The sequence below is a fragment of the Staphylococcus hsinchuensis genome, assembly GCF_038789205.1.
Lineage (GTDB): Bacteria > Bacillota > Bacilli > Staphylococcales > Staphylococcaceae > Staphylococcus > Staphylococcus hsinchuensis.
Genome location: NZ_CP128355.1, coordinates 174,273 through 197,431 on the forward strand (window position 1 = coordinate 174,273; position 23,159 = coordinate 197,431).

22 protein-coding genes and 2 pseudogenes are annotated in these 23,159 nt (G+C 34.0%); 10 read left to right on the forward strand and 14 right to left on the reverse strand.

Going from position 1 to position 23,159, the window contains the following annotated elements:
- Positions 1-5: 5 nt before the first annotated feature.
- The 3 genes from QQM35_RS00995 to QQM35_RS01005 form a co-directional block, all read right to left on the reverse strand.
- Positions 6-554, reverse strand: a complete 549-nt coding sequence (locus QQM35_RS00995) for a biotin transporter BioY (protein ID WP_251517924.1) — start codon at positions 552-554, stop codon at positions 6-8.
- Between the two features lie 253 nt (positions 555-807).
- A complete protein-coding gene (locus QQM35_RS01000) occupies positions 808-1,716 on the reverse strand; it encodes an ABC transporter substrate-binding protein (protein WP_342610427.1) in 909 nt (302 codons plus the stop codon).
- Positions 1,717-1,973: 257 nt separating this feature from the next.
- Complete coding sequence (locus tag QQM35_RS01005) at positions 1,974-3,125, reverse strand: acyl-CoA dehydrogenase family protein (protein ID WP_251517919.1); 1,152 nt, start codon at positions 3,123-3,125, stop codon at positions 1,974-1,976.
- A gap of 153 nt (positions 3,126-3,278) precedes the next feature.
- Between QQM35_RS01005 and QQM35_RS01010 the strand changes: the two genes are divergently transcribed.
- From QQM35_RS01010 to QQM35_RS01025, 4 genes are read left to right on the forward strand one after another with little or no spacing between them, the layout of a single operon-like run.
- Positions 3,279-4,025, forward strand: a complete 747-nt coding sequence (locus QQM35_RS01010) for an amino acid ABC transporter ATP-binding protein (protein ID WP_251517916.1) — start codon at positions 3,279-3,281, stop codon at positions 4,023-4,025.
- Positions 4,026-4,066: 41 nt separating this feature from the next.
- Positions 4,067-4,876 (forward strand): amino acid ABC transporter substrate-binding protein, encoded by an 810-nt coding sequence (locus QQM35_RS01015; RefSeq protein WP_251943907.1) that lies wholly within the window; start codon positions 4,067-4,069, stop codon positions 4,874-4,876.
- Positions 4,876-5,562: an amino acid ABC transporter permease gene (locus QQM35_RS01020; RefSeq protein ID WP_251517913.1), complete on the forward strand. Its 687-nt coding sequence runs from the start codon at positions 4,876-4,878 to the stop codon at positions 5,560-5,562. Before QQM35_RS01015 ends, QQM35_RS01020 begins: the two co-directional genes overlap by 1 nt.
- 13 nt (positions 5,563-5,575) lie before the next feature.
- On the forward strand, positions 5,576-6,271 hold the full coding sequence (locus QQM35_RS01025) for an amino acid ABC transporter permease (protein ID WP_251942556.1): 696 nt from the start codon (positions 5,576-5,578) through the stop codon (positions 6,269-6,271).
- 59 nt (positions 6,272-6,330) lie between these two features.
- Here the strand turns inward: QQM35_RS01025 and QQM35_RS01030 are convergent, their stop codons facing one another.
- The 4 genes from QQM35_RS01030 to QQM35_RS01045 all read right to left on the reverse strand — a co-directional run bounded on the left by QQM35_RS01030 (position 6,331) and on the right by QQM35_RS01045 (position 9,765).
- Positions 6,331-7,410, reverse strand: coding sequence for a PTS sugar transporter subunit IIC (locus QQM35_RS01030; protein ID WP_342610428.1), 1,080 nt, complete (start codon positions 7,408-7,410; stop codon positions 6,331-6,333).
- Positions 7,411-7,561: 151 nt separating this feature from the next.
- Entirely contained in the window at positions 7,562-7,918 is a 357-nt protein-coding gene (locus QQM35_RS01035) for a transcriptional regulator, SarA/Rot family (protein WP_251942552.1), read from the reverse strand.
- 419 nt (positions 7,919-8,337) lie between these two features.
- The gene (locus QQM35_RS01040) at positions 8,338-8,697 is read right to left on the reverse strand and encodes a hypothetical protein (RefSeq protein ID WP_251517893.1); all 360 of its coding nucleotides are present in this window, start codon (positions 8,695-8,697) and stop codon (positions 8,338-8,340) included.
- Positions 8,698-9,765: an LLM class flavin-dependent oxidoreductase gene (locus tag QQM35_RS01045; protein ID WP_251517890.1), complete on the reverse strand. Its 1,068-nt coding sequence runs from the start codon at positions 9,763-9,765 to the stop codon at positions 8,698-8,700.
- A gap of 475 nt (positions 9,766-10,240) precedes the next feature.
- On the opposite strand from QQM35_RS01045, the gene QQM35_RS01050 reads away from it, so the two are divergent.
- On the forward strand, positions 10,241-11,002 hold the full coding sequence (locus QQM35_RS01050; protein WP_251517886.1) for a CHAP domain-containing protein: 762 nt from the start codon (positions 10,241-10,243) through the stop codon (positions 11,000-11,002).
- Positions 11,003-11,381: 379 nt separating this feature from the next.
- Here QQM35_RS01050 and nhaC read toward each other — a convergent pair.
- Positions 11,382-12,791: pseudogene (gene nhaC / locus QQM35_RS01055) on the reverse strand (Na+/H+ antiporter NhaC).
- 41 nt (positions 12,792-12,832) lie between these two features.
- On the reverse strand, positions 12,833-13,903 hold the full coding sequence (locus QQM35_RS01060) for an NAD/NADP-dependent octopine/nopaline dehydrogenase family protein (RefSeq protein WP_251517883.1): 1,071 nt from the start codon (positions 13,901-13,903) through the stop codon (positions 12,833-12,835).
- Between the two features lie 191 nt (positions 13,904-14,094).
- On the opposite strand from QQM35_RS01060, the gene QQM35_RS01065 reads away from it, so the two are divergent.
- The 5 genes from QQM35_RS01065 to QQM35_RS01085 all read left to right on the forward strand — a co-directional run bounded on the left by QQM35_RS01065 (position 14,095) and on the right by QQM35_RS01085 (position 17,136).
- On the forward strand, positions 14,095-14,463 hold the full coding sequence (locus QQM35_RS01065; RefSeq protein WP_251517880.1) for a DUF4870 domain-containing protein: 369 nt from the start codon (positions 14,095-14,097) through the stop codon (positions 14,461-14,463).
- 300 nt (positions 14,464-14,763) lie between these two features.
- Positions 14,764-15,210 carry a CHAP domain-containing protein gene (locus tag QQM35_RS01070; protein ID WP_251517878.1) on the forward strand — a complete coding sequence of 149 codons (447 nt, stop codon included), beginning with the start codon at positions 14,764-14,766 and terminating at the stop codon, positions 15,208-15,210.
- A 236-nt stretch (positions 15,211-15,446) separates the two neighbouring features.
- Positions 15,447-15,767 carry a DMT family transporter gene (locus QQM35_RS01075; protein ID WP_251517875.1) on the forward strand — a complete coding sequence of 107 codons (321 nt, stop codon included), beginning with the start codon at positions 15,447-15,449 and terminating at the stop codon, positions 15,765-15,767.
- On the forward strand, positions 15,767-16,081 hold the full coding sequence (locus QQM35_RS01080) for a DMT family transporter (protein ID WP_251517873.1): 315 nt from the start codon (positions 15,767-15,769) through the stop codon (positions 16,079-16,081). Before QQM35_RS01075 ends, QQM35_RS01080 begins: the two co-directional genes overlap by 1 nt.
- A 98-nt stretch (positions 16,082-16,179) precedes the next feature.
- Complete coding sequence (locus QQM35_RS01085) at positions 16,180-17,136, forward strand: 2-hydroxyacid dehydrogenase family protein (protein ID WP_251517870.1); 957 nt, start codon at positions 16,180-16,182, stop codon at positions 17,134-17,136.
- Positions 17,137-17,194: 58 nt separating this feature from the next.
- Here QQM35_RS01085 and QQM35_RS01090 read toward each other — a convergent pair whose 3' ends face one another.
- From QQM35_RS01090 to fdhF, 5 genes and pseudogenes are all read right to left on the reverse strand, one after another.
- Positions 17,195-18,319 (reverse strand): FAD-dependent monooxygenase, encoded by a 1,125-nt coding sequence (locus QQM35_RS01090; RefSeq protein WP_251517867.1) that lies wholly within the window; start codon positions 18,317-18,319, stop codon positions 17,195-17,197.
- A gap of 111 nt (positions 18,320-18,430) precedes the next feature.
- Complete coding sequence (locus tag QQM35_RS01095) at positions 18,431-19,207, reverse strand: N-acetylglucosaminidase (RefSeq protein WP_251517864.1); 777 nt, start codon at positions 19,205-19,207, stop codon at positions 18,431-18,433.
- Between the two features lie 32 nt (positions 19,208-19,239).
- Positions 19,240-19,473, reverse strand: coding sequence for a hypothetical protein (locus QQM35_RS01100; RefSeq protein WP_418128961.1), 234 nt, complete (start codon positions 19,471-19,473; stop codon positions 19,240-19,242).
- A 223-nt stretch (positions 19,474-19,696) separates the two neighbouring features.
- The gene (locus tag QQM35_RS01105; RefSeq protein WP_251517857.1) at positions 19,697-20,161 is read right to left on the reverse strand and encodes a DUF1641 domain-containing protein; all 465 of its coding nucleotides are present in this window, start codon (positions 20,159-20,161) and stop codon (positions 19,697-19,699) included.
- Positions 20,161-23,125, reverse strand: a pseudogene (fdhF, locus tag QQM35_RS01110) (formate dehydrogenase subunit alpha). Before fdhF ends, QQM35_RS01105 begins: the two are co-directional and overlap by 1 nt.
- Positions 23,126-23,159 lie beyond the last annotated feature (34 nt).

The following is a 23,159-nucleotide window of genomic DNA, read 5'->3' on the forward strand; positions in this document are numbered from 1 at the left end:
TACGATTATTTAAGTAATTGTTGGAAACGTGTGTGATTTAATAAAATATTTCCTACAACACTTGCTATAATCGCTTTAACAACGTCTCCTGGTATAAATGCTAGTGAAAATGTGATTGATTTAGTAAATGGTAAGTTGGTAATCATTCCCATAATAATCGTACCAACGATATCTAACATTAATACTCCAATGACTAACGTTGCACCAAGTAATATAATTAAATTTATTTTATTATAATATAAATCTCTCACTAAACCAATGAGATACGCAACGACAGGATATAAAAATAAAAATCCAGCTGATGGGCCTGCAAAAGAACCGATACTTCCGCGACCACCTGATAATAACGGTAGACCAGCAGCTACGAGTAATAGGAATACAATTACACTGAGCGTACCATATTTACGTCCGAGTAATATCCCAGCTAAAAAGATACCAATATTCTGTACTACAATAGGTACAGGCATAAATGGCAACGGTATCGATGGGACGAAACCTAAGACCGCTATAATCGCTGTCATAAGTGCTGTAAAAATCAAATTTTTTGTTGTCATATTTATAAACCTCCTCAATTTCATGATTATACCACCAATGTAAACATATAAAAACAAAAAGTTTACATTTGATGGGAAAAACTTTTCTTTTTCATAAAATAACATACTTCTAGTATAAATTATTAAATTTTCGTGCACCTGTGCCCTTAGGGGGCTCATCTCAAAAAAGAACCTAAGACAACACAACTGTCTTAGGCTCTATGTTCCCATTTATATTAATAACATAATTACACTGATAATCTATTTTATAATTTTATTTCAACAACTTTTTCTTCAAGTCAGTTCTCATATGTTCTAATGTATATGGATCATTATACCAATATGTTTCTGCTTGAACTTTGACTACATGATCTTTCTTAACAGCAGGAATGTTATTCCATAAGTCTGTTTTTTCATATGAAGGTTTAGCTTTACCCTCACTTGTAGAAACGATATAGTCACCAGCATAATCTGCAATTTGTTCTTGTTTTATTTCTTTCCAACCATCTTTTTTCACAGCTTTTTCTAATTTAGATGGCATTTTCAAACCGAATGCTTGATATAAAACTTCGCCTCCTCGACCCCAGTTAGAGCCGTATGTGTAAAGCTTTTTATCGAACTCATCATAGATGGAAACTGTAGCGTCAGACCCAATTTTATCTTTGATTGCTTGACCATCTTTTTTAGTTTTAGATTCCCATTCAGATTTCCATTTTTTAACTTTGTCTTCTTTTCCTAATAATTTACCTAATTCTTCTTGTTGGTCTAAATATTTATGTTTAGCATAATCATAAGGTACAGTTGGGGCAATCTTTTTATACTTCTTAATATTTTTATCTGTAGAAAGTACGACGATTAAATCAGGTTTCTTTTTCGCTACCTTCTCTACATCGTTGTCACCTATTTTTTCTACACCTTTAAATTTATTTTTAAGTATTTTACTGTTATCGACTTGTTTGTTAACAGCTACAATGTTACCACCTAGGTATTTAATACCACCTGCATAACTTGGTGCTACCACTGCAATACGTTTAGGGTGCTTAGGCACATCTACAGATTTCCCGTTATCTAATTTATATGACTTAGTTTCTGCCTTGCTATCTTTTGAGCCGCTATCCGATTTATTACCGCATGCTGCTAAAACTAATACTAAAGCAATTAACGGAATTAATAATTTTCTCATTATGTCTCCTCCATTGAAAATGATTATCAGTTAATAAAGATTATATAGATAAATTTGAAATTTGACAATAAGAAATTTGAAAATTGATAGATATTTCATTAGTAACAATAGAAAGCGAACATATTAATGAGTGATTCAAATAGATATTATTTTAAAATAAAATCCCTTACCTTTGTTTTTAGGTAAGGGTTTATTTGTTCTATATATTTTTGTAAAACATAGTAAATTGTCAAAATGATAAGTTTCTCTCTATTATTTTAAAACAATCCTTGAACTGACTTAGCAATATTCGTGTACGCCATATCTTCCATCGGTGGATTATGAATGCCCGCACGCATATCACGGTAGTAACGTTGTAAAGGTCGTTCCATTTCAAGGCTCTTAGCACCAACGATACGCATTGCTAAATCGATAACTTCTAATCCTTGATTCATTACTAGAACTTTACTTGCAGATGTTTCATTCCACAATTGTTGCGGTTCAGAAGTATGATTATACATCGCAGCTGTACTCCACAAGAAATGTCTTGCTGATAACAATAAAGATTCCATCTTACCTATATTTTGTTGAACTGTTGTTATTTCACCAATTGTTCCATCAATACTATTTGGGCTATATGATTTTGCGAAATCTATAGCATAGTCTCTAGCAGCTTGTGCTATACCTAAATAAACGCTAGGAATATGAAGAATCCAACCATTTGGTTTTTTTCCACCTTCGCCACGGATTTCAACAAAGTTTTCTTTCGGAATTCGTACGTTATTAAGTACTAAATCATGACTTTCAGTCGCACGCATACCAATCATATTCCAGTTATCTGCAATTTCAACACCTGGCATATCTTTTGTTATGAGATAATAGCCCACTTTTTCTAAAGCTTGATCATAAGCACTTACGACAAAATGTGTGAGTCCTTTACTCATAGAAGTAAATGTCTTCACACCATCTACAACGATTTCACCGTCTTGTTCTACAGCATACGTTGCAGGTCTACCACCACGTGTAGGACTTCCAGTGTCTGCCTCGCTAATAGCTCTATTAACTAATGCGCCTTCTTTAATTTCCTTAGCAAATTGATCTAGCATGTCTTGTTCCCACATTTGTTGCTCATACAATTGTCCAACGACGCTAAGATGCCACCCAATTGATAAAGCAGTGGCACCGTCAATCGCACCTAAATAGGTTTGAAGGATAACCATATCTTCGACTGTAGCACCTTCACCACCATATGCTTTAGGTAGAGTAAGTAATGTGTACCCTTCTTTCACTAACCATTCAATATTTTCATAAGGGAAACGTGAATGAACATCATTGTATTCCGCTTTTTCTTTAAACTGATCTTTAATCGAATCGAATTTTTCTATCCATTTCTTTTGAATATCCGAATGTATTAACGCGGAATATTTCAAAACAATCACCTCATCGTTAACTTTATATAAAATTATTTAATCTTAGTTTAACACTCAACTTTTATGAAATAAAGTTAAATTCCTTTAATCCCTACTTTACCGATAGGATATATTGTGATACTTTTTATATATTAGAAAATGGGGGCAAATAGAATGATTACTGTAAATAACCTTATACACAAATATAAATCAAATACAACGCTAAACGATGTGAGCTTTTCACAAGAAAAAGGGACAGTGACTGCAATAATCGGACCGAGTGGATCAGGGAAAACCACTCTATTAAGAACTTTAAATGGGCTTGCAATGCCAGAATCTGGAACAATACAAATTAGTAATCAAATATTTGATACTGCAAAACATAGTAAAAAAGAAGTGACCCAATTACGCCAAAAATCAGCGATGGTCTTCCAAAATTATAATCTATTTAAAAATAAAACAATTCTCGAAAATATCACTGAAGGCCTTATATATGGGCAAGGACATAATAAAAAGGAAGCAGAAGAAATCGCTTTATCTTATTTGGATCGCGTTCATTTAACATCACATAAAGATAAATACCCAATACAACTATCAGGAGGGCAAAGTCAACGTGTTGGTATCGTACGTGCCTTAGCGCTCAATCCTGAGGTGCTGTTATTGGATGAACCGACTTCTGCACTCGACCCTGAATCGATACAAAGTATTCTTAAGCTAATTAAATCAATTGCTGAAGAAGGTATGACAATGGTACTCGTTACACATGAAATACAATTTGCAAAAGCAATTGCGGATCAAATTTTATTTATTGACGAAGGCAAAATCATTCATCATGGCACGCCTAATGAGGTGTTAGAACAAACAGACTCAGATAGAATCCATCGTTTCTTAAATAAAGTAGGAACGGAGCGTGAACTATAGTGACAATAAGAAAATGGTTCATGATTGCATTATTTTTAACAATGATTATCACTTTAACAGCCTGCAATTCTCAGGATGATCAATCTGGTAAAGGTCATAAAAAAGAAGTTAAAGTTGCATTATCTGCTGAAGTCAATCCACCCTACCTTTATACAAATAAGAAAAATGAATTTGTCGGCTTAGATATGGATTATATGAAAATGTTAGAGAAGAAATTGCCCCAATATGATTTTAAATATGAAGTGGGCGAAGAAGAATCTAATTTAGTTGGTATCGGCTCCGGTAAGTTCGATATGGGTATCAACTGGTTCTTCAAAACTCCTGAACGTGAGAAACAATTTCTTTATCAAGATGTCCCATATAGTTACGCATTACCGTTATTAGTCGTTAATAAAGATACAAACAATATCCATAGCTTAAACGATTTACCAAATAAAAAGTTAACACCAATGGCTCCAAGTGGTGGGTTATATTCTATCTTAACGCAATATAATAAATCTCATGATTCAAAAATTGATATAGATACAATCCAAGAACCTTCCAATGGTGATAGTTTAAAAATGGTAAGTCAACAACGCCGTGATGCAATGTTCTTAAATTGGAATACTTATACTGCAATACAAGAACAAATTAACGCCGATGTTAAAATTGGAGGCATCGTTAAGAAAGAACCGCTTCATATTGTCTATAATAAAAAACAACAAAAATTACATGACGATATTGATAAAGCGACTCAGGAGTTAAAAGACGAAGGGAAGTTACAAAAACTTTCTAAAAAATATTTCGATATTAACATCTTCGATAGTCTAGAAGATATAAATAAAAATAAAGATAAATTGGAGGTGGAATAATGTCAAATTCAGTAAACTGGCCAGACTTATTTGCACAAGTTTTACAACAATTACCACTAACATTATTGATGATTATTATTTCACTTATCTTTGCTATTATAATCGGATTTATATTAGCTACGATCCGTATTAAAAAAATAAAAATACTTTCACCTATCGTACGTGTATACATTTCATTCATTCGAAGCACACCACTGTTAGTACAATTATTTTTAGTCTATTTTGCTTTACCTCAAGTGTTGTTACTCATTCATATAGATATTAATCATTTTAGTAGATTATTTTTCGTGATTCTAGCTTTTTCATTGCATACAGGTGCTTATTTATCAGAAATTATTCGTGCTGGTTTTCAATCTGTCGAATATAGTCAAATTGAAGCAGGACTATCGGTAGGTTTATCTTATCCAAGAATTTTAAAAGATATCGTTATTCCGCAAGCATTACGTAATAGTATACCTAACTTAACGACTCAAATTATTGAACTCGTCAAAGATACTTCGCTTGCATTTACAATTGGTATTATTGATATGATGGGTCAAGTTAAATTGATTATCGGAAATAATTATGGTTTAGGCATGCTAGAAGTCTATATTGTAATTTCAATTATTTATTGGATGATCGCACTTATTATACAAGGTGTCTTTACACTAATTAATAAACGCGCTCAGAAACCATATCAAGTATAGGAGGTGCATAGCAATGTCATTTTTATTATATACAGTGACCGAGGTAATCAAAGGTGTGCCTAAAACTTTAGCTATTTCAATCGTAGCGATGGTAGTGGGGCTTGCGATAGGTACACTATTTGCAATCATTCGTGTTAAACGTATTCCTGTATTATCACAACTTATCGTAATTTATAATTCTTTTTTCAGAAGCACTCCATTAATTGTACAATTATTTTTAGTTTATTATGGTCTGCCTGCACTGATTCTCACGTTGAATAGTAAGTTGCATTTGTCAATTAACCCTGATTTGTTTCCACCGTTAGTGATAGCCTTTATCGTCTTTTCTTTCCATGCAGTAGCATATTTAAGCGAAGCAATTAAAGGTGGTTTGCAATCTGTGGATGATGCTCAAATCGAGGCTGCCCAAACTGTAGGGTTATCCAAGTTCAACATATATAGAAGAATCGTGTTACCTCAAGCCTTTGGTTATGCACTTCCAAATATTGAAAATCAATATATCATGTTATTAAAAGGAACTTCTCTCGCTTTTGCAATTCAAGTTACAGAAATCATGGCGATCAGTCACGTGATTGCAAATGAAGGCTACCGATTTGTAGCTGTCTATTCAGTGGCAGCAATATTCTACTGGTTGTTAGCGGCGATATTCGAATTTATCTTTAATAAACTTGAACATAAAACGACCAAACATTTACAACCAACTTCATAAACATAAAAAAACAAACTGTTGAACTGATATAAATTAGCAACAGTTTGTTTTTATTTATATTAAGCTAAGCTTTCAGCATATTTTCTTTTTAGTGCATAATATCTTTTTACTTTTTTAGGCATCGCACCATGTTGTAATTCATCTTTCGTCATGATTGGATAATTTTTAAAGGCAAGTGAACCAACGTAGCCACAAATTGCACTAGAGACTGCACACATTCCAGCGACAAGTAATACCGTTCCTGGGTGGTTAAAACCAAACATGACCATAAAGCCAGCTATCGGTGTCGCAGTTCCTGTGGCATCATTAACAAGGCCAAACATTGCGATAATTACACCAGAAATTGCCCCACCAACAAAGTTCGTGACGTAGACCGGAATTGGATTTGCTGTAACAATATCAGCTTGTGACAATGGTTCTATCGCTACTGAAATTGTTGTCTTACAATCACCAAATTTCATACGTTTAAAGAACACGTAGTTCATGAATGATGATGCGAAAACCGCTAAAGCACCAATTGCCATCGGAGTGCCTGTCAGACCTAATAAAGCAGTTAAAGCCATTGAACTTAATGGCGCTGTTGCAACGACTGTTACAATACCACCTAAGACTATACCCATCAGTATCGGACTTGACGTTGTTGACTCTTTAATAATGTTCCCGATTTGTACTAACGTCGCATCAACGAGTGGCGTTGTACCCATTGCAATTAAACGTGTCAACGGAGCAACAACGATAATAGCTGCAATTAAATCTAAGCCATCTGGCACCTTCTCTTCCATCCATTTCATACCAAAACTCATTATGTATCCGGCAACAAATCCAGGTAGTAAATCCATATTGCCACATGCAACTGCGATAACAAATGCGTATACTGGAGATACTCCCATCGCTAACGCTACAAGTCCTGCAGCTGCTACACCACCTAATCCACCTGCTGCTTCTCCTAATTTACCTAAGAACGTTAATCCAAACAAATCTCCACCGACATACTTGTGAAATGCTTCAACAAGAAATGATGCGATAGCAGCGTTTGCTAATGCACCCATTGCTTTTCCGCCATTAGGTGCCTTATTCGTAAACAACGTAAACAAACATAAAACACACCCTAAAAAAATAACCCCTATGATTAAATTCATAAAAATCCCCTTCTTTTTTTATGCATTTTGTATGCGCTTTCATTCTACAAAAAGAAGTATAGCATATTTCAATAAGTATTAAAATTAAATATAAGTGGAATATTTCATTTTTTAAAAACTTATCAATCTTTTAATACTTTTTATTAGAGATTTACATTTTTTGCAGTTGCATTTGTAATGATTCAATTGTTTGTTCAATGCGCTTACGTTGTTCATTACTAACGTTTACTACGACTGCACGTTCATCCAAGTCACTTCTTGTTTTACTTAAATAGTCCATTTTAATTAGCTTTTGTAATGCTTTTGTTAGGTAATATGGCTTTAAACCTGAATACTCGGCTATTGTTTTTGCTGTAATGTTATTATCTTCAGTTTGATAAATGTAGTTTAAAATAAAAATTTCTTCGTAATTCAACTTATATTCGTTTTTTGATAGTTTAAAAAATTGTTTCCCTTGCTGGAATACTGTGATTAAATCATTTAATGTTTCAAAATTATTGCGTTTCATAAAATCACTCCTTGTGTTATTTCTTGTTGTTTTTATAAATAATAATAAATAAAAACGATAAGATACATTTATACTAAACCACTTTATGCTATTAGTTCAATAAAATGAACTATGCAAAATCTGAATAATTACCATTCATTTATTAATGTTTAATTTTATTTTCCAATTTTTAATGTTTAGACACTTGTTTTATTACTAAATTGTTCAAAATTTTAATTTTTAATATCCATACATGTAACAATCGTTTTCTATTTTATGCAATTTTTATCTGATAACTCGGGATTAATTATTAAACACGCCTGCACCCTTGTAAATAAATATTTAATATAAAAAACGATGGTTTCTACTTCTCTCCATAGAAACCATCGTTTTCTCTTAATCTGAATACAAATGTCTCAGACTTATTTTACTGTATAAATTTATTTTTTCTTACAATCTAAAGTGTCTAGGAAACTTAATGCAGCTAAACCAAGTAAATCTAAAGCATGTTTCGCACCTGCTTTACCGTGGCCTGCTTCAAAGTGTTTAAATGCTGCCATTCCTAATACACCAAATGTAAATATTGAGCCTAAACGAGATAAGTTTTTACTTGCAAAACTGAATGTGAAAAACAGTGCAGCTAATGCTTCTAATGCACCTGCTAAAGGTACAGAATTTGAAGGCATATTGAAGACATTTTCGAATGTATCTTTCATGCCTTGGTCACCTTTTAATTTAGGTTTTGAAGCTCCATATAATTCTTTAGCTAACTTTAGATTTGTTAAATAACGTAAAATCATTTACATACTCTCCTTCTCTTTATCCTCAAAATATTTATCTACAATAGGTTTTACACGTTTTGCCAAGAGTTCAATCGTATTTATTGTTTTTTCATGAGGCATTGAACCAACAGGAGTGTGTAGCATAAATCGTGTAATCCCTAATGTTTCAACAGTATCAATTATTTTTTGCGCAACTGTTTCAGGACTACCTACATATAAAGCACCATTAGGTCCCAGCTCTCTTTCAAAACTGTTCTCACTATATGGAGGCCAACCTCTTTCACGCGCTAAGACATCATGACTAGCTTTAACTGAAGGGAAGAACTCTCTTCTTGCTTGTTCATCTGTTTCAGCAATATAGCCCCATGAATGTACTCCAATTGGTAATTTATCTACGTCATGTCCGTACGCTTCAGCGTTTGCTTTATAAACGTCAACGTGTCCCTTGAAACGTTTTGGGTCTCCCCCTATGATCGCATAAGTTATTGGTAATCCTAAAGCCCCAGCTTTTAAAGAAGATTCTGGAGTACCGCCAGTTGCTATACTGATTGGAATTGGTCCAAACTCTGATCTTGGATAAACGCCTAAACCTTCAATTGAAGGTCTAAAATGCCCTTTCCAATTTACAACTTCATTATGATTGATGTGCGTTAACAAATCAATTTTTTCATTGAAAAGCTCATCATAATCATTAAGATTGTAACCAAATAATGGGAATGATTCAATAAATGAGCCTCTACCTACAATGATTTCTGCTCGTCCATTCGAAATTGCGTTTAATGTTGAAAAACGTTGATACACCCTAACTGGATCATCTGAAGATAATACAGTAACAGCACTACTTAATTTAATATTATTAGTAGTTCGAGCTGCAGCAGATAATACTGATACCGGATCTGATACTGCATAATCAGGTCGATGATGTTCTCCTAACCCATAAACATCTAGACCATTACGGTCTGCTACTTCTATTTCTTCTATAATATTTCTAATTCGTTCTCCTGCAGTGATCGCGTCAGAACGTCCTTCATCAGTATAAATGTCACTGTTATCCGCAAAAGACGTTAAACCAAGTTCTATTCTCATGACACTTTCCTCCTTAATCAGTATAATTTTTATACCAATATCGTAATCCTTTTTTTATTCCTTGTCAACTACTCAGATTTTCTCTTCAATTTAGCTAAAAATTGTCTGCTTATAATAGGAAATTATTTTGAGCAGAGGACGATATAATTAAATGCATTTCAATAACAAATTACACTCATGCATTAGAACTTGAAATATTCTGTTATATTACAAAAACGTAATACTGTTGAGAATTACCAGTAACTAAACACTATCAAAACATTGATATTATGCACTTTTTAAATTGTGACATTTAACTGTTATTTGTTACATATACACATAATTTATTAGAACTAAATTACAAAATGATAACATCCCACACAAACATAAAAATTTTTGGTAGAGTATTGCTTGTCGTTAAAACAACGAAAAATATTAAAGTTAGTCATTTGAGACTGGGAATAAATTTTTATCTATTTTAGGAGGATATTTAACAATGAAAAAAATCGCTACAGCTACAATCGCTACAGCCGGAGTCGCTACTTTTGGTTTTGCACAACACGAAGCAGATGCAGCAGAAAATAACAATGGTGGATACAACCCTAACGACCCAACATCATATGAATATTCATACACAATTGACCAACAGGGACAATACCACTACTCATGGAAAGGTAACTGGAGTCCAAATTCATTAAACCAAGGTAGTCAAGGTTATAGCTACAATAACCAACAAGCTACACAATCACACAGAAATAACTATTCACAAGAATCTTATACTGCTAATAATAATCACAGCAGATCTTATAATAATCACAAAGTTTCAAATAACAATTATTCAGTAAGTACAACTAACGCACCATCAAGTTCATCTAAATCAACAAATTCAACTCGTTCATCAAGTTCATCAGTATCACTTTCAAGTGCTTCAGGTTCATCAACTAACCTATACACTGCTGGTCAATGTACATATTATGTATATGACAAAGTAGGAGGAAAGATTGGTTCAACTTGGGGTAACGCTAATAACTGGGCTAGCGCAGCATCAGCAGCTGGTTACACAGTAAATAACACGCCTTCATCAGGTTCTATTTTACAAACAAGTGCTGGTGGATATGGACATGTTGCTTACGTTGAAAATGTAAATAGTGACGGTTCTGTTACTGTTTCTGAAATGAACTATGGTCAAGGGCCTGGAGTTGTAACTACACGTACAATCTCTGCAAGCCAAGCTTCAAGCTACAACTACATTCACTAATCTTTAATTAATAATATAAAGATAGCCGATTCAAAAGATTTAAGCTTTTGAATCGGCTTTTTATATATTCTCTCATTATATACGAAAGATAGTTCCCTAAATAAAACGGTTCTATATTGTACCTCGCTACAAAATCCAATATAGAACCGAGATAAGTAATAGAAGGATATTTAAATCTACATCTATTTATGAATATTGATGAACATTATTGTCCCTAGAAAAATCGCTACAAAAATCCTAATGACATTAGTAATTCATCTCATCTAATCTATATTTATCCTTAATTGATGTTTTTAAACTTTTAATAGGTATTTAAAATAAGTTGTTTTTAATTACTTTAATAGTTTCATTTAAGGTATATCTCATATTTTTGAATATTTTATTGTTTCTTTTTCTTTATGCCTATACCAGTAAAGCCATAAATGATAGCGAATATCACACATAAATAACAAGGCACTGCCCATATAAAGAACTGACTGAAGTTAACACCGAGTTGTTGTGTATAATATATTCCTGAAGTTCCCCATGGAATCAGTGGTATAATCATTGTTCCTGAATCTTCAAGTGTTCTTGATAAATTTGTACGATCTAAATCCATTTTGTCGTACATATCCATTAATAATACACCCACAATGATAATGACTACTGAAGCAACACCTGCTGCAAGCACCATAATCAAACTGGCAATGACTGTCGTTAATATTAATTGTCCTGTACTATTAATATTTTTAGAAATAGATTTTAAGATGACGTCTAAACATCCTGCACGTTCAATGATACCGGCAAAGGCATAACCACAAAATATCGTCACTACGATTTGTGTCATGCTCATCATACCGCCTTGTTCAATTAAAGTGACAGCCTTATCAGATAAGCCTCCAGCACCTAAAGCGTCTTTCGGTACCATACCTTTACTAAAGCCATCAAACGTTGCCTTAAACCCATCGACTATTTTGAAACCGTTATTGAAAGTACCTACGATGATAGCACTTAAACTTGAAATCAGCATTGCGGGTACTGTATTCATTTTAAAAAGTAAGCAAACGATAATTACGATTGCAGGTATCCAAACAAAGATGTTTATATTATATATTTGAGATAATTCATGTAACATCGATTTTATTTGTGAAGATTTCGCGCTGCCACCATGTTGACTACCTGCGATAAACCAAACTATGATGCCGACTAATGATGCGGGTACCGTCGTCCAAATCATCGCTTTAATATGTGAAAATATATTCACCTTAGTCACTAATGCTGCTAAATTTGTAGTGTCTGAAAGTGGCGACATCTTATCTCCAAAGACTGCCCCGGCAATGATAGCACCTGCTACCATACCTTCACTTAAGCCTAGATTCGTACCGATAGCCATTAAAGCGATACCAGCTGTAGATGCTGAACCTCATGCAGTTCCAGTAGCTACAGAAGTTAATGCACAAATGATAAATGCAGATACTAAAAAGATATTAGGATTTAGGAATTGTAATCCATAATAAATTAATGCTGGTACCGTGCCAGAATACATCCAAGTACCTACTATTATTCCGACAGAAAGTATAATGAAAATCGCTGGCATAGCTGTTGCCAAACGTTTCGTAATCCCTTCTTCCAAATCATTCCACGTTAATCCTACGCGTTTAGCAATCCAAGCAGCATACGCTGATGCTAAAATAAGTAATGGCTGAATTGGAATTTCAAATCCTACAAATCCTGTTATAACAATTATAATCATTACAATAATTGTAGAAATGGATTCTAGAAAAGTAGGTTGCCTTGTATGTTTAGTCATACTCAATCCCCCTATAAAATTTTTGCTCGTTTAAGTTTAAATTAATCTAAACCTAATTTATCAGTCCCTAATTCTTCAACAGTCAACCCTTCTTCAAAGAAATCTCTTTCTAATATTGTTGACGCAATAATGATGATAGCATCAATATTCGGTGTTGGCACCCCGATATTTCTGCCCAAACTAGACCATAACACAAGACCGTGGGCGATATCTTCAGTAAGATAACGATTTTTCACTTTATTTGGCCCTTTAATTTGTGAAAACACTGGACTTTCATTAAATAGTCTATTTAATGGTTCATCTTCGTCTTGTTCTTCTAAATAACCACGTTCAATACGTGCTTCCTTAGCAGGGGATAATTCAAATCCTAATTTACGACCTAATGTTAGACGTTCTAATTCTACAGCATGTAATAAACGCACCGTATGTTTAGTAATACCTTCAGCATATAAAGAAAATTCTTTCGCATAATCGATACGTCCTACATTTAATAACGTAGGCCCAGGGTGAACTTCTGGGTTACCATTTTCTAAGTTTGTTTTTAATAAACTTTCTTCCTTCACTATATGTGGATACATTTTTTCTACTTTATCGAACGTCTCACTTAGTGATTCTTTATCAAATGTTGTGAAATAAACCTTTTTAACATTTAGTGATAGATCTATTTGCGCTTTATCAAATTGCACGCGTGTCCCATACGTTAAAGTATTCATTTCTGCATATATAGGTTTCACATCTATATGCATATCTTCAAGTACATTCATAAAGCGTATTGAGCCCATAGCAGCTGCCATATTGAATAAGATTATTTGGTCATTACTAATATGAGGCGCCATCATGTAAGCGTAATGCTCAATAAATGAAGAAGGAATAACTACTTGTACAATTTCAGCATCTTCTAAAACATATTCCATGTCATCGCTGATATTAGTAAATTCAACAAATGATTCTTCCCCTTCATTATTAAACGTAAATCCACCTTGTTTCATGGCTTCGTCAAACTTATGTATTGATTGATTTCGACAGTATAATTTAACTTCGTGCCCTTTTGAAATCATATCTACTGCAGCAGTTACTGCGCCGTTCCCAGAGCCGACAATTGCAATTTTCATAGTCCTTCCCTCTTTCCTTAATAAAAAATTAATTTCTATGTATCCCTATATTCTATAACCTATTAGGCATGCAGTAAACAACGAAATAGTCAATTAGATGGAGGTTTTACACACGATTTAAATTACAATAATTTAATAAAATATTGAAAATATTATGTTACAATGTTTAATAAACAAGGAGGAGTCAATATATGAATGAATTTGATACTAAGAACCCATCTCAAGCAATACAGAATCAACCAACTGATGACGATCGGTTAATGGCAGCATTAATATACGTTTCAAGTTTTTTTGGAAGTTTCATAGCACCTTTAATAATTTGGATAATAAAAAGGGATGAATCCACATTTATTGATAGAACAGGTAAAAACTATTGGAATTTCTTTATTTCTTATTCAATCTGGCTAACGATTTCTACATTACTAATGTTTATTCTAATTGGAATTATCATTGCACCAATCATAGCAATTTTAATGTTTATTTTTACAATTGTCGGAGCAATTAAAGCGTATCAAGGTGAAGATTACCTGCCACCACTTTCAATTCCATTCTTCAAATAATTTGTACTCAAAATATTGCGATTTTTTACAAGCTCTGTAATATTTAAAATAAAAAATATGCGTGGCAACATCGTTATTTCCCAGTTCAATGCCAATGATTAAGTTGTAGACGCACTGTAACCTCTCATACTTTTATTACAAAGACATGAGAGGTTTTTTTAATTGTTTTACAAAGTTATAACATCCCCCACAAATGATTATTTATTTGTTAGAGTGTAACTTGTCGTAAAAAAGCACGGAGAAATCATTGATTATTTATATAAATATAAATGCTTAATCTTAATTGGGAGGACTTTTAAAATGAAAAAACTATTAACAGCTACTACTTTAGTGGCAGGTTTAGGCGCAGCAGCAGTGGGATTAGATCATGGTAACGAAGCACACGCGGCAGAAACTACAAATGAAAGTGGATCATCAATTGCAGATGGCAACTTATATACTGAAGGTCAATGTACTTGGTATGTATATAACCGTGTTGGTGGAAAAATCAGTACACTTTGGGGAAATGCAAATAATTGGGATACTGCAGCATCAGCAGCTGGTTATAAAGTAAACCACACACCTTCTGAAGGTTCAATCTTACAAACAGACTCAGGCCCTTATGGTCACGTTGCTTATGTTGAAGATGTTACGAGCAGTGGTGCCGTAAAAATTTCTGAAATGAACTATTCAGGTGGACCATTCGTAAAAAGTACTCGTACAATCTCTTCAAGCTCTGCTGATTCATATACGTATATTCACGTATAAGAATAATTTAAATATGTCTCTACAATAAAATAAAATCGCTACAATAATCCTATGTGTTAACTTGAAAAAGTATAACCGTAGGATTTTTATTTTGTATATACCATAGATTTCTTTCGTTTAAACATAATCTTAGCAATCTATACATATTAAAGTGCGTTTTTTTCAAATCAGCTTTATTGCAGGTTTCTATGACGTTTGAGAGAATATAGGATAGTGGAAAATAAGGAGGATGTACAATGCAATGGCTTAAAGTGATCTTCGCTGGTTTTATTGAGATAATTTGGGTTACAGGAATTAACACTGCAAATTCATGGTGGAGTTGGTTATTTGTCTTATTCGTAATTGCTTTAAGCTTTTACCTAATGATTTCTGCATGTAAACACCTCCCTGTAGGCACAGTATATGCTGTATTTGTAGGGATTGGTGCAGTAGGTACAGTCATTGTTGATATCGTCTTTTTTGGTGAGTCTTTCAATATCATTAAAATATCACTTATCATCCTGCTCGTTATCGGTATTATGGGCTTAAAACTGGCCACTGAGGAGGGCGATGAATAATGGCATGGATCATTCTCTTTGTAGCCGGCTTAATGGAAGTCGCTGGTGTCGTTATCTTAAATGAAATCACACGCACTAAAAAGAAATGGTTAGTTGTATTATTAGCAATCACTTTTATTTGTAGCTTTACTACTTTAAAAATTGCTATGAATGATATACCTATGGGGACGGCTTATGCAATTTGGAGTGGTATCGGTACAGCTGGTGGCACTTTAATTGGAATGATATTCTACAATGAATCGAAAGATCTAAAACGTATTTTCTTTATTGCGCTCATCATTGTTTCGATTATTGGTTTACGGTTAGTAAAATAACTTTTGAAACAGACGCATAAACATCTTTATACGAACCATTATTCGTTGTTACGCAAAGGGTAATTTACTATACTTTAAATAAAAGGAAGTGATTATCTATGGTAAAGGTTTATATTGCAGGTCAAATCCCTGAAATCGGCTTAAAATTATTAAAAGATCAGGGTTATGAAATAGAAATGTTCGATGGACAAGGCATTATCGATAAAGAAACTTTAAAACAAGGTGTCAAAGATGCAGATGTACTCGTAAGTCTTCTTTCAACCCAAGTAGATAAAGAAATCATTGATGCCGGTAAACAATTGAAGATTATTACAAATTATGGTGCCGGGTTCAATAACGTAGATGTTGATTACGCACGTGAACAACAAATAGATGTAACAAACACACCTAAAGCTTCTACAAACTCTACAGCTGAACTCACATTTGCTTTAGTTCTCGCAGTAGCTAGACGTATTCCTGAAGGTGACAAACTATGTCGCACGACAGGCTTTGATGGTTGGGCCCCATTATTCTTTAGAGGGCGAGAAGTTTCTTGTAAAACAATTGGAATCATCGGTCTAGGTGAGATTGGTAGTGCCGTAGCAAAACGTGCAAGAGCGTTTGATATGGATGTGTTATACACAGGTCCACATCAAAAACCTGAAAAAGAAAACGAAATTGGTGCTAAATATGTGGACTTAGAAACTTTATTAAAGCATTCTGACTTTGTCACTATCAATGCTGCTTATACACCTGAACTTCACCATCATATTGATGCTGAACAACTTCAAATGATGAAATCGACGAGTTATTTAGTCAATGCTGCACGTGGCCCAATCGTGAACGAAGCCGCATTAGTAGAAGCATTAAAAAATAAAGAAATCGAAGGCGCAGCACTTGATGTCTATGAATTTGAACCTGAGATTACAGACGCTTTAAAATCACTAGATAATGTAGTGCTGACACCACACATCGGTAATGCTACATTTGAATCCCGCGATATGATGTCTAAAATTGTGGCAAATGATGCTATTCGTAAAATGAATGATCAACAACCGAAATACGTAGTAAATTAACAAATAAAAAGAGCGGGACGGAAAATCTTATTTTCTAGTCCTGCTCTTTTTTTATTCATTATTTAGATTTTGTCTTATATAAGAAATGCGTCTGTTTTCCTATCATAGAATTTGGCATCAATTGAATAAATTTATTACGAATCGCAACGATTAAACGGTTTTGAAGTTGTGCTATTTTACCAATTGAACGAGACTTAGTAATTACCTTTTTCGTGTGCTTTACGCGTAAGTTATCATAACGTTGTAAAGCTTCTTCAAAGTTATAAGTAGCTAGACAATTCGCTAACACAACAGCATCTTCCATTGCTTGGCCTGCACCTTGACCCATATTTGGTGTCGTCGCATGTGCTGCATCTCCAAGTAATACAACACGTTGATCAACAAAAGACTTCAATGGTTTGATATCGTAAATATCATGTAACAAAATATCTGTTTCACTTTGTTTATCTAATATTTGTCTCACTTCATTTGGGAAGTGGTTAAAACGTGCTTGTAAATGAGGTTTACCAAATCCTTTAAGCGTTTTATCATCAGCTTTAGCATTTATCGAAATAAACCAATACACTTGATTATTTAATAGTGGTACTATCCCTACTCTTCCTTTAGAGGTCCAGTATTCTTTAGCTACATTATTATCTTCTAAATGCGCCTCCTCAACCAAACCTCTGAAAACAGTATAACCTTGATATTCTGCTTTGCTTTCTGGATACAATGTTTCTCTCGCTATAGAGTGAATGCCATCTGCACCAATACAAAGATCAAATGCCTCTGATTGTTGTTCTTCAAAATGTAACGTCACTTTTAGTGGGCTATTTTCTAACTTATTAATGCGATGATTTAAATAAATATTTGAACTTGGAACATACGATTGAATCGTCTCGATAAGATCTTGTCGTAACATCGTAAGGTTGACTGTTTTATCTTTAAGTTTAACAGCTGACAATATTTTTCCTTTTTCATCACGTACTTGTAACGTATCGATGATTTGCCCAATATTTTTCAATCCTTTTGCGAGGTCATGATTATTTAATTTGTTAATAACATTGCCACCTATTCCAATACCTGCGCCAACTTCTGAAACCTTATTATTTTTTTCGAATACTTTGACCTCATGGCCTTGTTCAATTAGTAGTGCTGCTGCCGTAAGTCCACCTATTCCTGCGCCGACTATCGCAATCTTCATTTAAATTCACTCCAAATCCTACATTTCGTATTTCACTTATCTTTAATAATATAACTTTTCAAACTAAAAAGATAACAAATATGCTAAAAAACACTCTGTTATCTTTTAAAGTTATAAATAATAATCTTTATTCACGTGATCTTTTTTAATACCTAATTGCTTATAATAATGTTTCATAAAATGTGCAATGCGTCGATCCCAATTGATGTCACTCGCATATTGATGTTTGCCAGGTGATTTAGGGTTCCAACGCATCTGATAAAGTGATAATTGGTAATTATCAAAATAATGTTTTCTTACAAACTTTGCACCGCCCATAATAGCCTTTTCAGGTGAGTCCCACTGCTGTTTCTTAGCATAACTACTACCTGTTTTCACTGCATTTTTATCAAAAGCGCCAATACCGTAAAAGTTATAGTATTTTTTCTTGCCATTCTTGAGGCCTTGTGCTAATTGTGATTTACCATTCCCTGTTTCAACTAAAGCATGACTGACAAGATAAATAACATTCACTTCGTATTTATCTTGTGCTTTAAGAAATGTTTTAGCTTTATTTTTTAGAATACCTTTATCTTTTAATATATCATTGAGTTCTGATTCAGAAATAGAAACCTTTTCAGAAACATCCATATGATTTAAATTATCTTCATCACTGTTAACCGTCATGGCTTTTTTCACTTCAGATTTTGAAGCATTAACAAAACGACCGTCTTTTTCTTTAACATTTAAAGTACCTTTACTAACTTGTCGGTTCGCCGCATCTTCAAATGAATGTGTTTGTTGTTTATTAAACAAGTTCGTTTCATTTATAATCAGTAAAACTACAAATGTTAGTATGATGATTGCCAAAAACGTCAGTGTTAATTTGCGCTTTGTGATTTCATTCATATGAATTAAAACCCCTTAACTTGTTTGATTTGTTATTTCGTTAAGACGAGGTATGCAAAGATAATTGCTAACATGACGATGATAAATGAAACATTAATCGCAATCTTCATACCTTTTCTATCTCTAAATAATGTATTGAAAATTGTTAAACTGATTGCTAATGATAATACAAACATTGTGATGGTCATCGGGATGTTCATCATTACCAAGAAAATAATACCGATAACGAGAAAAACATTAGAAATGATTGCCATTATTTTTATCATGTTCGGGTTAATAGCGTTTCCTCTCCTTACTGCTTTGAAAATATGTTACTTATCATTGAAATTGTATCATATTTCTAAATAATGCAATATATCATTTCTAAATTAAAGAAAACCTACCAGACGCTTTATTAAAAATAATAATCGATGTACCTAAACAAAGAAGAGCAAGACGGAAATCTAGAAAGATTTCATCATCTTGCTCTTTTAAGTATTTAGTATTCAATTATCTAGACATGCCTTTTAACATATTCAACATATAAGTTAAACTACGATTCATTTCATCATCTTTAAGGATACGCATCAATCCGGTCATAGAAGTCTTTTGGTTAGGATTTGCTTGATTGGCTACGTGAAGACCTTTGTTTACTTTGTTCAACAGTTCAGATAAATCGTCTACATCTAAATCTCCTAATAAGAATACGAGTGAAGCCATGTTAGAAATTAGTCCTGTATATTGTTCTTTATTTAATTCTACAGAGAACTTATTCGCAATAACGCCTCTACTATTAACTGCACCTGTTAAAGCGTCTAATATTTTTGCGTCATCTAATGTGCTAATTAAGTTAATCGCTTTTAGTATACTATCTTTATTTTCAGCAATTGCATCAGTTACTTCCGCTAAAGATTCTTGCTTAATTTCCGCTTCAGTTTTTTCTTGTTTTTTAATCTTAGTTATTCTTTCAGCCATTATTGATCCACCTGACTTCCTGGGAATACGTAGTCATCACGTTTCCATTTATCTTCAACGCGCACACTATGTTGTGGCATACGTTGTTTATTGACACGGAAGTTTGTCGGGTTCAACGGTGATTTACCTCGACGTGTCTTCACTTCCATGCGACAGCTTGTAGCTTTATATGATGGTGTGTCAGTATCTTTATCTACGTCACTATTCGTTAATTTATTAATCGCACCATGATCACCGTGTACCATAGCGTTGTTATTTAATGGAATGTATATTTCTTTGCCTTTTACACGATCTGTAACAGTAGCAATCAATATCGCTTCACCTGTATCTGAAATGAGTTTAACTTCCGCACCTTCATGAATATCACGTTCTTTTGCTAATTCAGGCGACACCTCAACGAATGGGTGTGGCATCTTATATTCTAAACCAGGAACTTTATACGTCATATTACCTTCGTGGAAATGTTCTAATAAACGACCATTGTTCACATGTAAATCGTATGTTTCGTTGACCTTGTAGAAGTTATCAAACGTTAATGGATAGAATTTTGCTTTTCCATCATCGAAGTTGAACCCTTCAAGATAGAGTAATGGTTCGTCTGTACCATCTTCATGCACAGGCCATTGTAAACTGTTATATCCTTCTAAACGGTCATAATTTACACCTGAATAAAGCGGAGTGACACGAGCGACTTCGTCCATAATTTCGCTAGGATGCGTATAGTTCCAATCATATCCTAGATATTGCGCAACCAATTGAATGATTTCCCAGTCTGGTTTGGAATCACCTTTAGGTTCTAACGCTTTATAAAGTCTTTGAATACGACGTTCAGTGTTCGTAAATGTACCTGTTTTTTCTAATGATGGACTGGCAGGAAGTACAACATCTGCAAATGTAGCAGTGAATGTGAAGAATTCATCTTGTACAACTAAGAATCCTACCTTTTCTAAAGCAGACTGCACAAAGTTAATATTTGAATCAACAATGCCAGTATCTTCACCATATAAATATAATGAGTCAATTTCTCCGTTATGAATACCTTCCATCATCTGATGGTTATCTTTACCAGGTTCTGCTGGTAATTGTTCACCGTACTCCTGTTCAAATTTCGCTCTAACTTCATCATCAGCTACACCTTGGTAACCAGGGAATTTATCTGGCATGCTTCCCATATCACTACATCCTTGAACATTATTATGTCCACGTAATGGATATGCACCTGTACCAGGCTTTCTGTAATTACCAGTAGCTAACAATAAGTTTGAGATAGCTGTTGACGTATCACTACCGATATCTTGTTGTGTGACACCCATCGCCCAACAAATAGAAACTGTCTCTGCTTTAACCATTTGTTGCGCAAAATCTATTAAGTCATCTTTAGCGATACCTGTTGTTTCTTCAGCAAAGTCCATCGTAAACGGAGCTAATGATTCGTAGTAAGCGTCAAAGTCGTTCACCCATTCTTCTATGAATGCTTGATCATGTAAGTTGTTGTCGATGATATATTTCGTAACCGCTGATAACCAAACAAGGTCTGTACCTGGTTTCGGTTGATAGAAGTTATCAGCACGGTCTGCCATTTCATGCTTACGAATATCAAACACATTTAAAGTGTTATTATATAGTTTATGTCCGCGTTTTATGCGTGATGCAATTACTGGATGTGCTTCTGCAGTATTTGTACCAACAAGTACCAACAAGTACCACCATATCAGCAATTTCTAAATCATCGATGGATCCTGAGTCCCCACCGTGACCAACAGTTCTAAATAAACCTTTAGTTGCTGGAGCTTGGCAATAACGTGAACAGTTATCTACATTATTAGTACCAATGACTTGACGTGCCAATTTCTGCATTAAATATGATTCTTCATTTGTTGCTTTTGAAGAAGAAATAAAGGCTAAACCGTCAGAACCAAGCTTCGATTTCACTTCTTTAAAGTTATCAGCGATGACTTGTAACGCCTCATCCCATTCTACTTCTTCAAATTGGTCACCTTTACGAACAAGTGGTTTTGTTAATCGTTCGTCTGAGTCAATGTAATCCCATCCGAATTTACCTTTTACACAAGAAGCAATTTTATTAGCTGGTGATTCATGTTGTGGCTGAACTTTTAATACCTCTCTGTCTTTTGTCCAAACATCGAATGAGCAACCTACACCACAGTATGTACATACCGTTTTTGTTTTTTCAATTCGTTCTTCACGCATAGATGCTTCTGAATCAGAAACTGCAAATAACGGACCGTAACCAGGTTCTGCTTTTTTAGTAAGATCAATCATTGCAGCTAATGATCCTGGCTCTAAGTCTGTCATGTAACCCGCATTTCCTTCCATATTCACTTCCATCATTGCATTACATGGACAAACTGTTGCACATTGCCCACATCCTACACATGATGAATCGTTAATAGAAGTATCATTATCCCAAATGACGCGTGGTTCTTGACGTTCCCAGTCAATTGTTAGTGTCTCATTGACTTGAACGTCTTGACACACTTCCACACAACGTCCACAAAGGATACATTGATTTGGATCATAGCGATAGAAAGGTCCATAATCTTTTTCGTATGGTTTTTCTTTATATTCATATGTTTGGTGCTCAAGACCCCATTGATCCATCGTATTATGAATTTCACAATCTCCATTATTGTAATCACATACTGTGCAATACAACATATGTTTCTCTAAAATTCTGTCCAAAGCTTCTTTTTGGCTAGATTGTACGTTATCAGAAGTAGTATTTACTACCATTGGTCTATCAATCGTTGTACCACAAGCGCGAGTGATTTGTCCGTCAACTTCTACAGTACAAGTGTCACACGTTTGAATTGGGCCTAACGATTCGTTATAACAAATAGATGGCACAAAGGTATTTTGTGATTTAATAAATTCTAATAAATTTGTGCCCGGTTCGACTAAGTAATCTTTACCGTCTAATGACACAATTAAATGCTCTTGCATATGTTCAACCCCTCAGAATTCTATTGTTTATGCC

Bases quoted from the DNA above. Each gene is read 5' to 3' on its own strand.
- QQM35_RS00995 (WP_251517924.1), bottom strand. From the start codon at position 554: ATGACAACAAAAAATTTGATTTTTACAGCACTTATGACAGCGATTATA.
- QQM35_RS01000 (WP_342610427.1), bottom strand. From the start codon at position 1,716: ATGAGAAAATTATTAATTCCGTTAATTGCTTTAGTATTAGTTTTAGCA.
- QQM35_RS01010 (WP_251517916.1), top strand. From the start codon at position 3,279: ATGATTACTGTAAATAACCTTATACACAAATATAAATCAAATACAACG.
- QQM35_RS01015 (WP_251943907.1), top strand. From the start codon at position 4,067: ATGATTATCACTTTAACAGCCTGCAATTCTCAGGATGATCAATCTGGT.
- QQM35_RS01020 (WP_251517913.1), top strand. From the start codon at position 4,876: ATGTCAAATTCAGTAAACTGGCCAGACTTATTTGCACAAGTTTTACAA.
- QQM35_RS01025 (WP_251942556.1), top strand. From the start codon at position 5,576: ATGTCATTTTTATTATATACAGTGACCGAGGTAATCAAAGGTGTGCCT.
- QQM35_RS01030 (WP_342610428.1), bottom strand. From the start codon at position 7,410: ATGAATTTAATCATAGGGGTTATTTTTTTAGGGTGTGTTTTATGTTTG.
- QQM35_RS01035 (WP_251942552.1), bottom strand. From the start codon at position 7,918: ATGAAACGCAATAATTTTGAAACATTAAATGATTTAATCACAGTATTC.
- QQM35_RS01040 (WP_251517893.1), bottom strand. From the start codon at position 8,697: ATGATTTTACGTTATTTAACAAATCTAAAGTTAGCTAAAGAATTATAT.
- QQM35_RS01045 (WP_251517890.1), bottom strand. From the start codon at position 9,765: ATGAGAATAGAACTTGGTTTAACGTCTTTTGCGGATAACAGTGACATT.
- QQM35_RS01050 (WP_251517886.1), top strand. From the start codon at position 10,241: ATGAAAAAAATCGCTACAGCTACAATCGCTACAGCCGGAGTCGCTACT.
- QQM35_RS01060 (WP_251517883.1), bottom strand. From the start codon at position 13,903: ATGAAAATTGCAATTGTCGGCTCTGGGAACGGCGCAGTAACTGCTGCA.
- QQM35_RS01065 (WP_251517880.1), top strand. From the start codon at position 14,095: ATGAATGAATTTGATACTAAGAACCCATCTCAAGCAATACAGAATCAA.
- QQM35_RS01070 (WP_251517878.1), top strand. From the start codon at position 14,764: ATGAAAAAACTATTAACAGCTACTACTTTAGTGGCAGGTTTAGGCGCA.
- QQM35_RS01075 (WP_251517875.1), top strand. From the start codon at position 15,447: ATGCAATGGCTTAAAGTGATCTTCGCTGGTTTTATTGAGATAATTTGG.
- QQM35_RS01080 (WP_251517873.1), top strand. From the start codon at position 15,767: ATGGCATGGATCATTCTCTTTGTAGCCGGCTTAATGGAAGTCGCTGGT.
- QQM35_RS01085 (WP_251517870.1), top strand. From the start codon at position 16,180: ATGGTAAAGGTTTATATTGCAGGTCAAATCCCTGAAATCGGCTTAAAA.
- QQM35_RS01090 (WP_251517867.1), bottom strand. From the start codon at position 18,319: ATGAAGATTGCGATAGTCGGCGCAGGAATAGGTGGACTTACGGCAGCA.
- QQM35_RS01095 (WP_251517864.1), bottom strand. From the start codon at position 19,207: ATGAATGAAATCACAAAGCGCAAATTAACACTGACGTTTTTGGCAATC.
- QQM35_RS01100 (WP_418128961.1), bottom strand. From the start codon at position 19,473: ATGATAAAAATAATGGCAATCATTTCTAATGTTTTTCTCGTTATCGGT.
- QQM35_RS01105 (WP_251517857.1), bottom strand. From the start codon at position 20,161: ATGGCTGAAAGAATAACTAAGATTAAAAAACAAGAAAAAACTGAAGCG.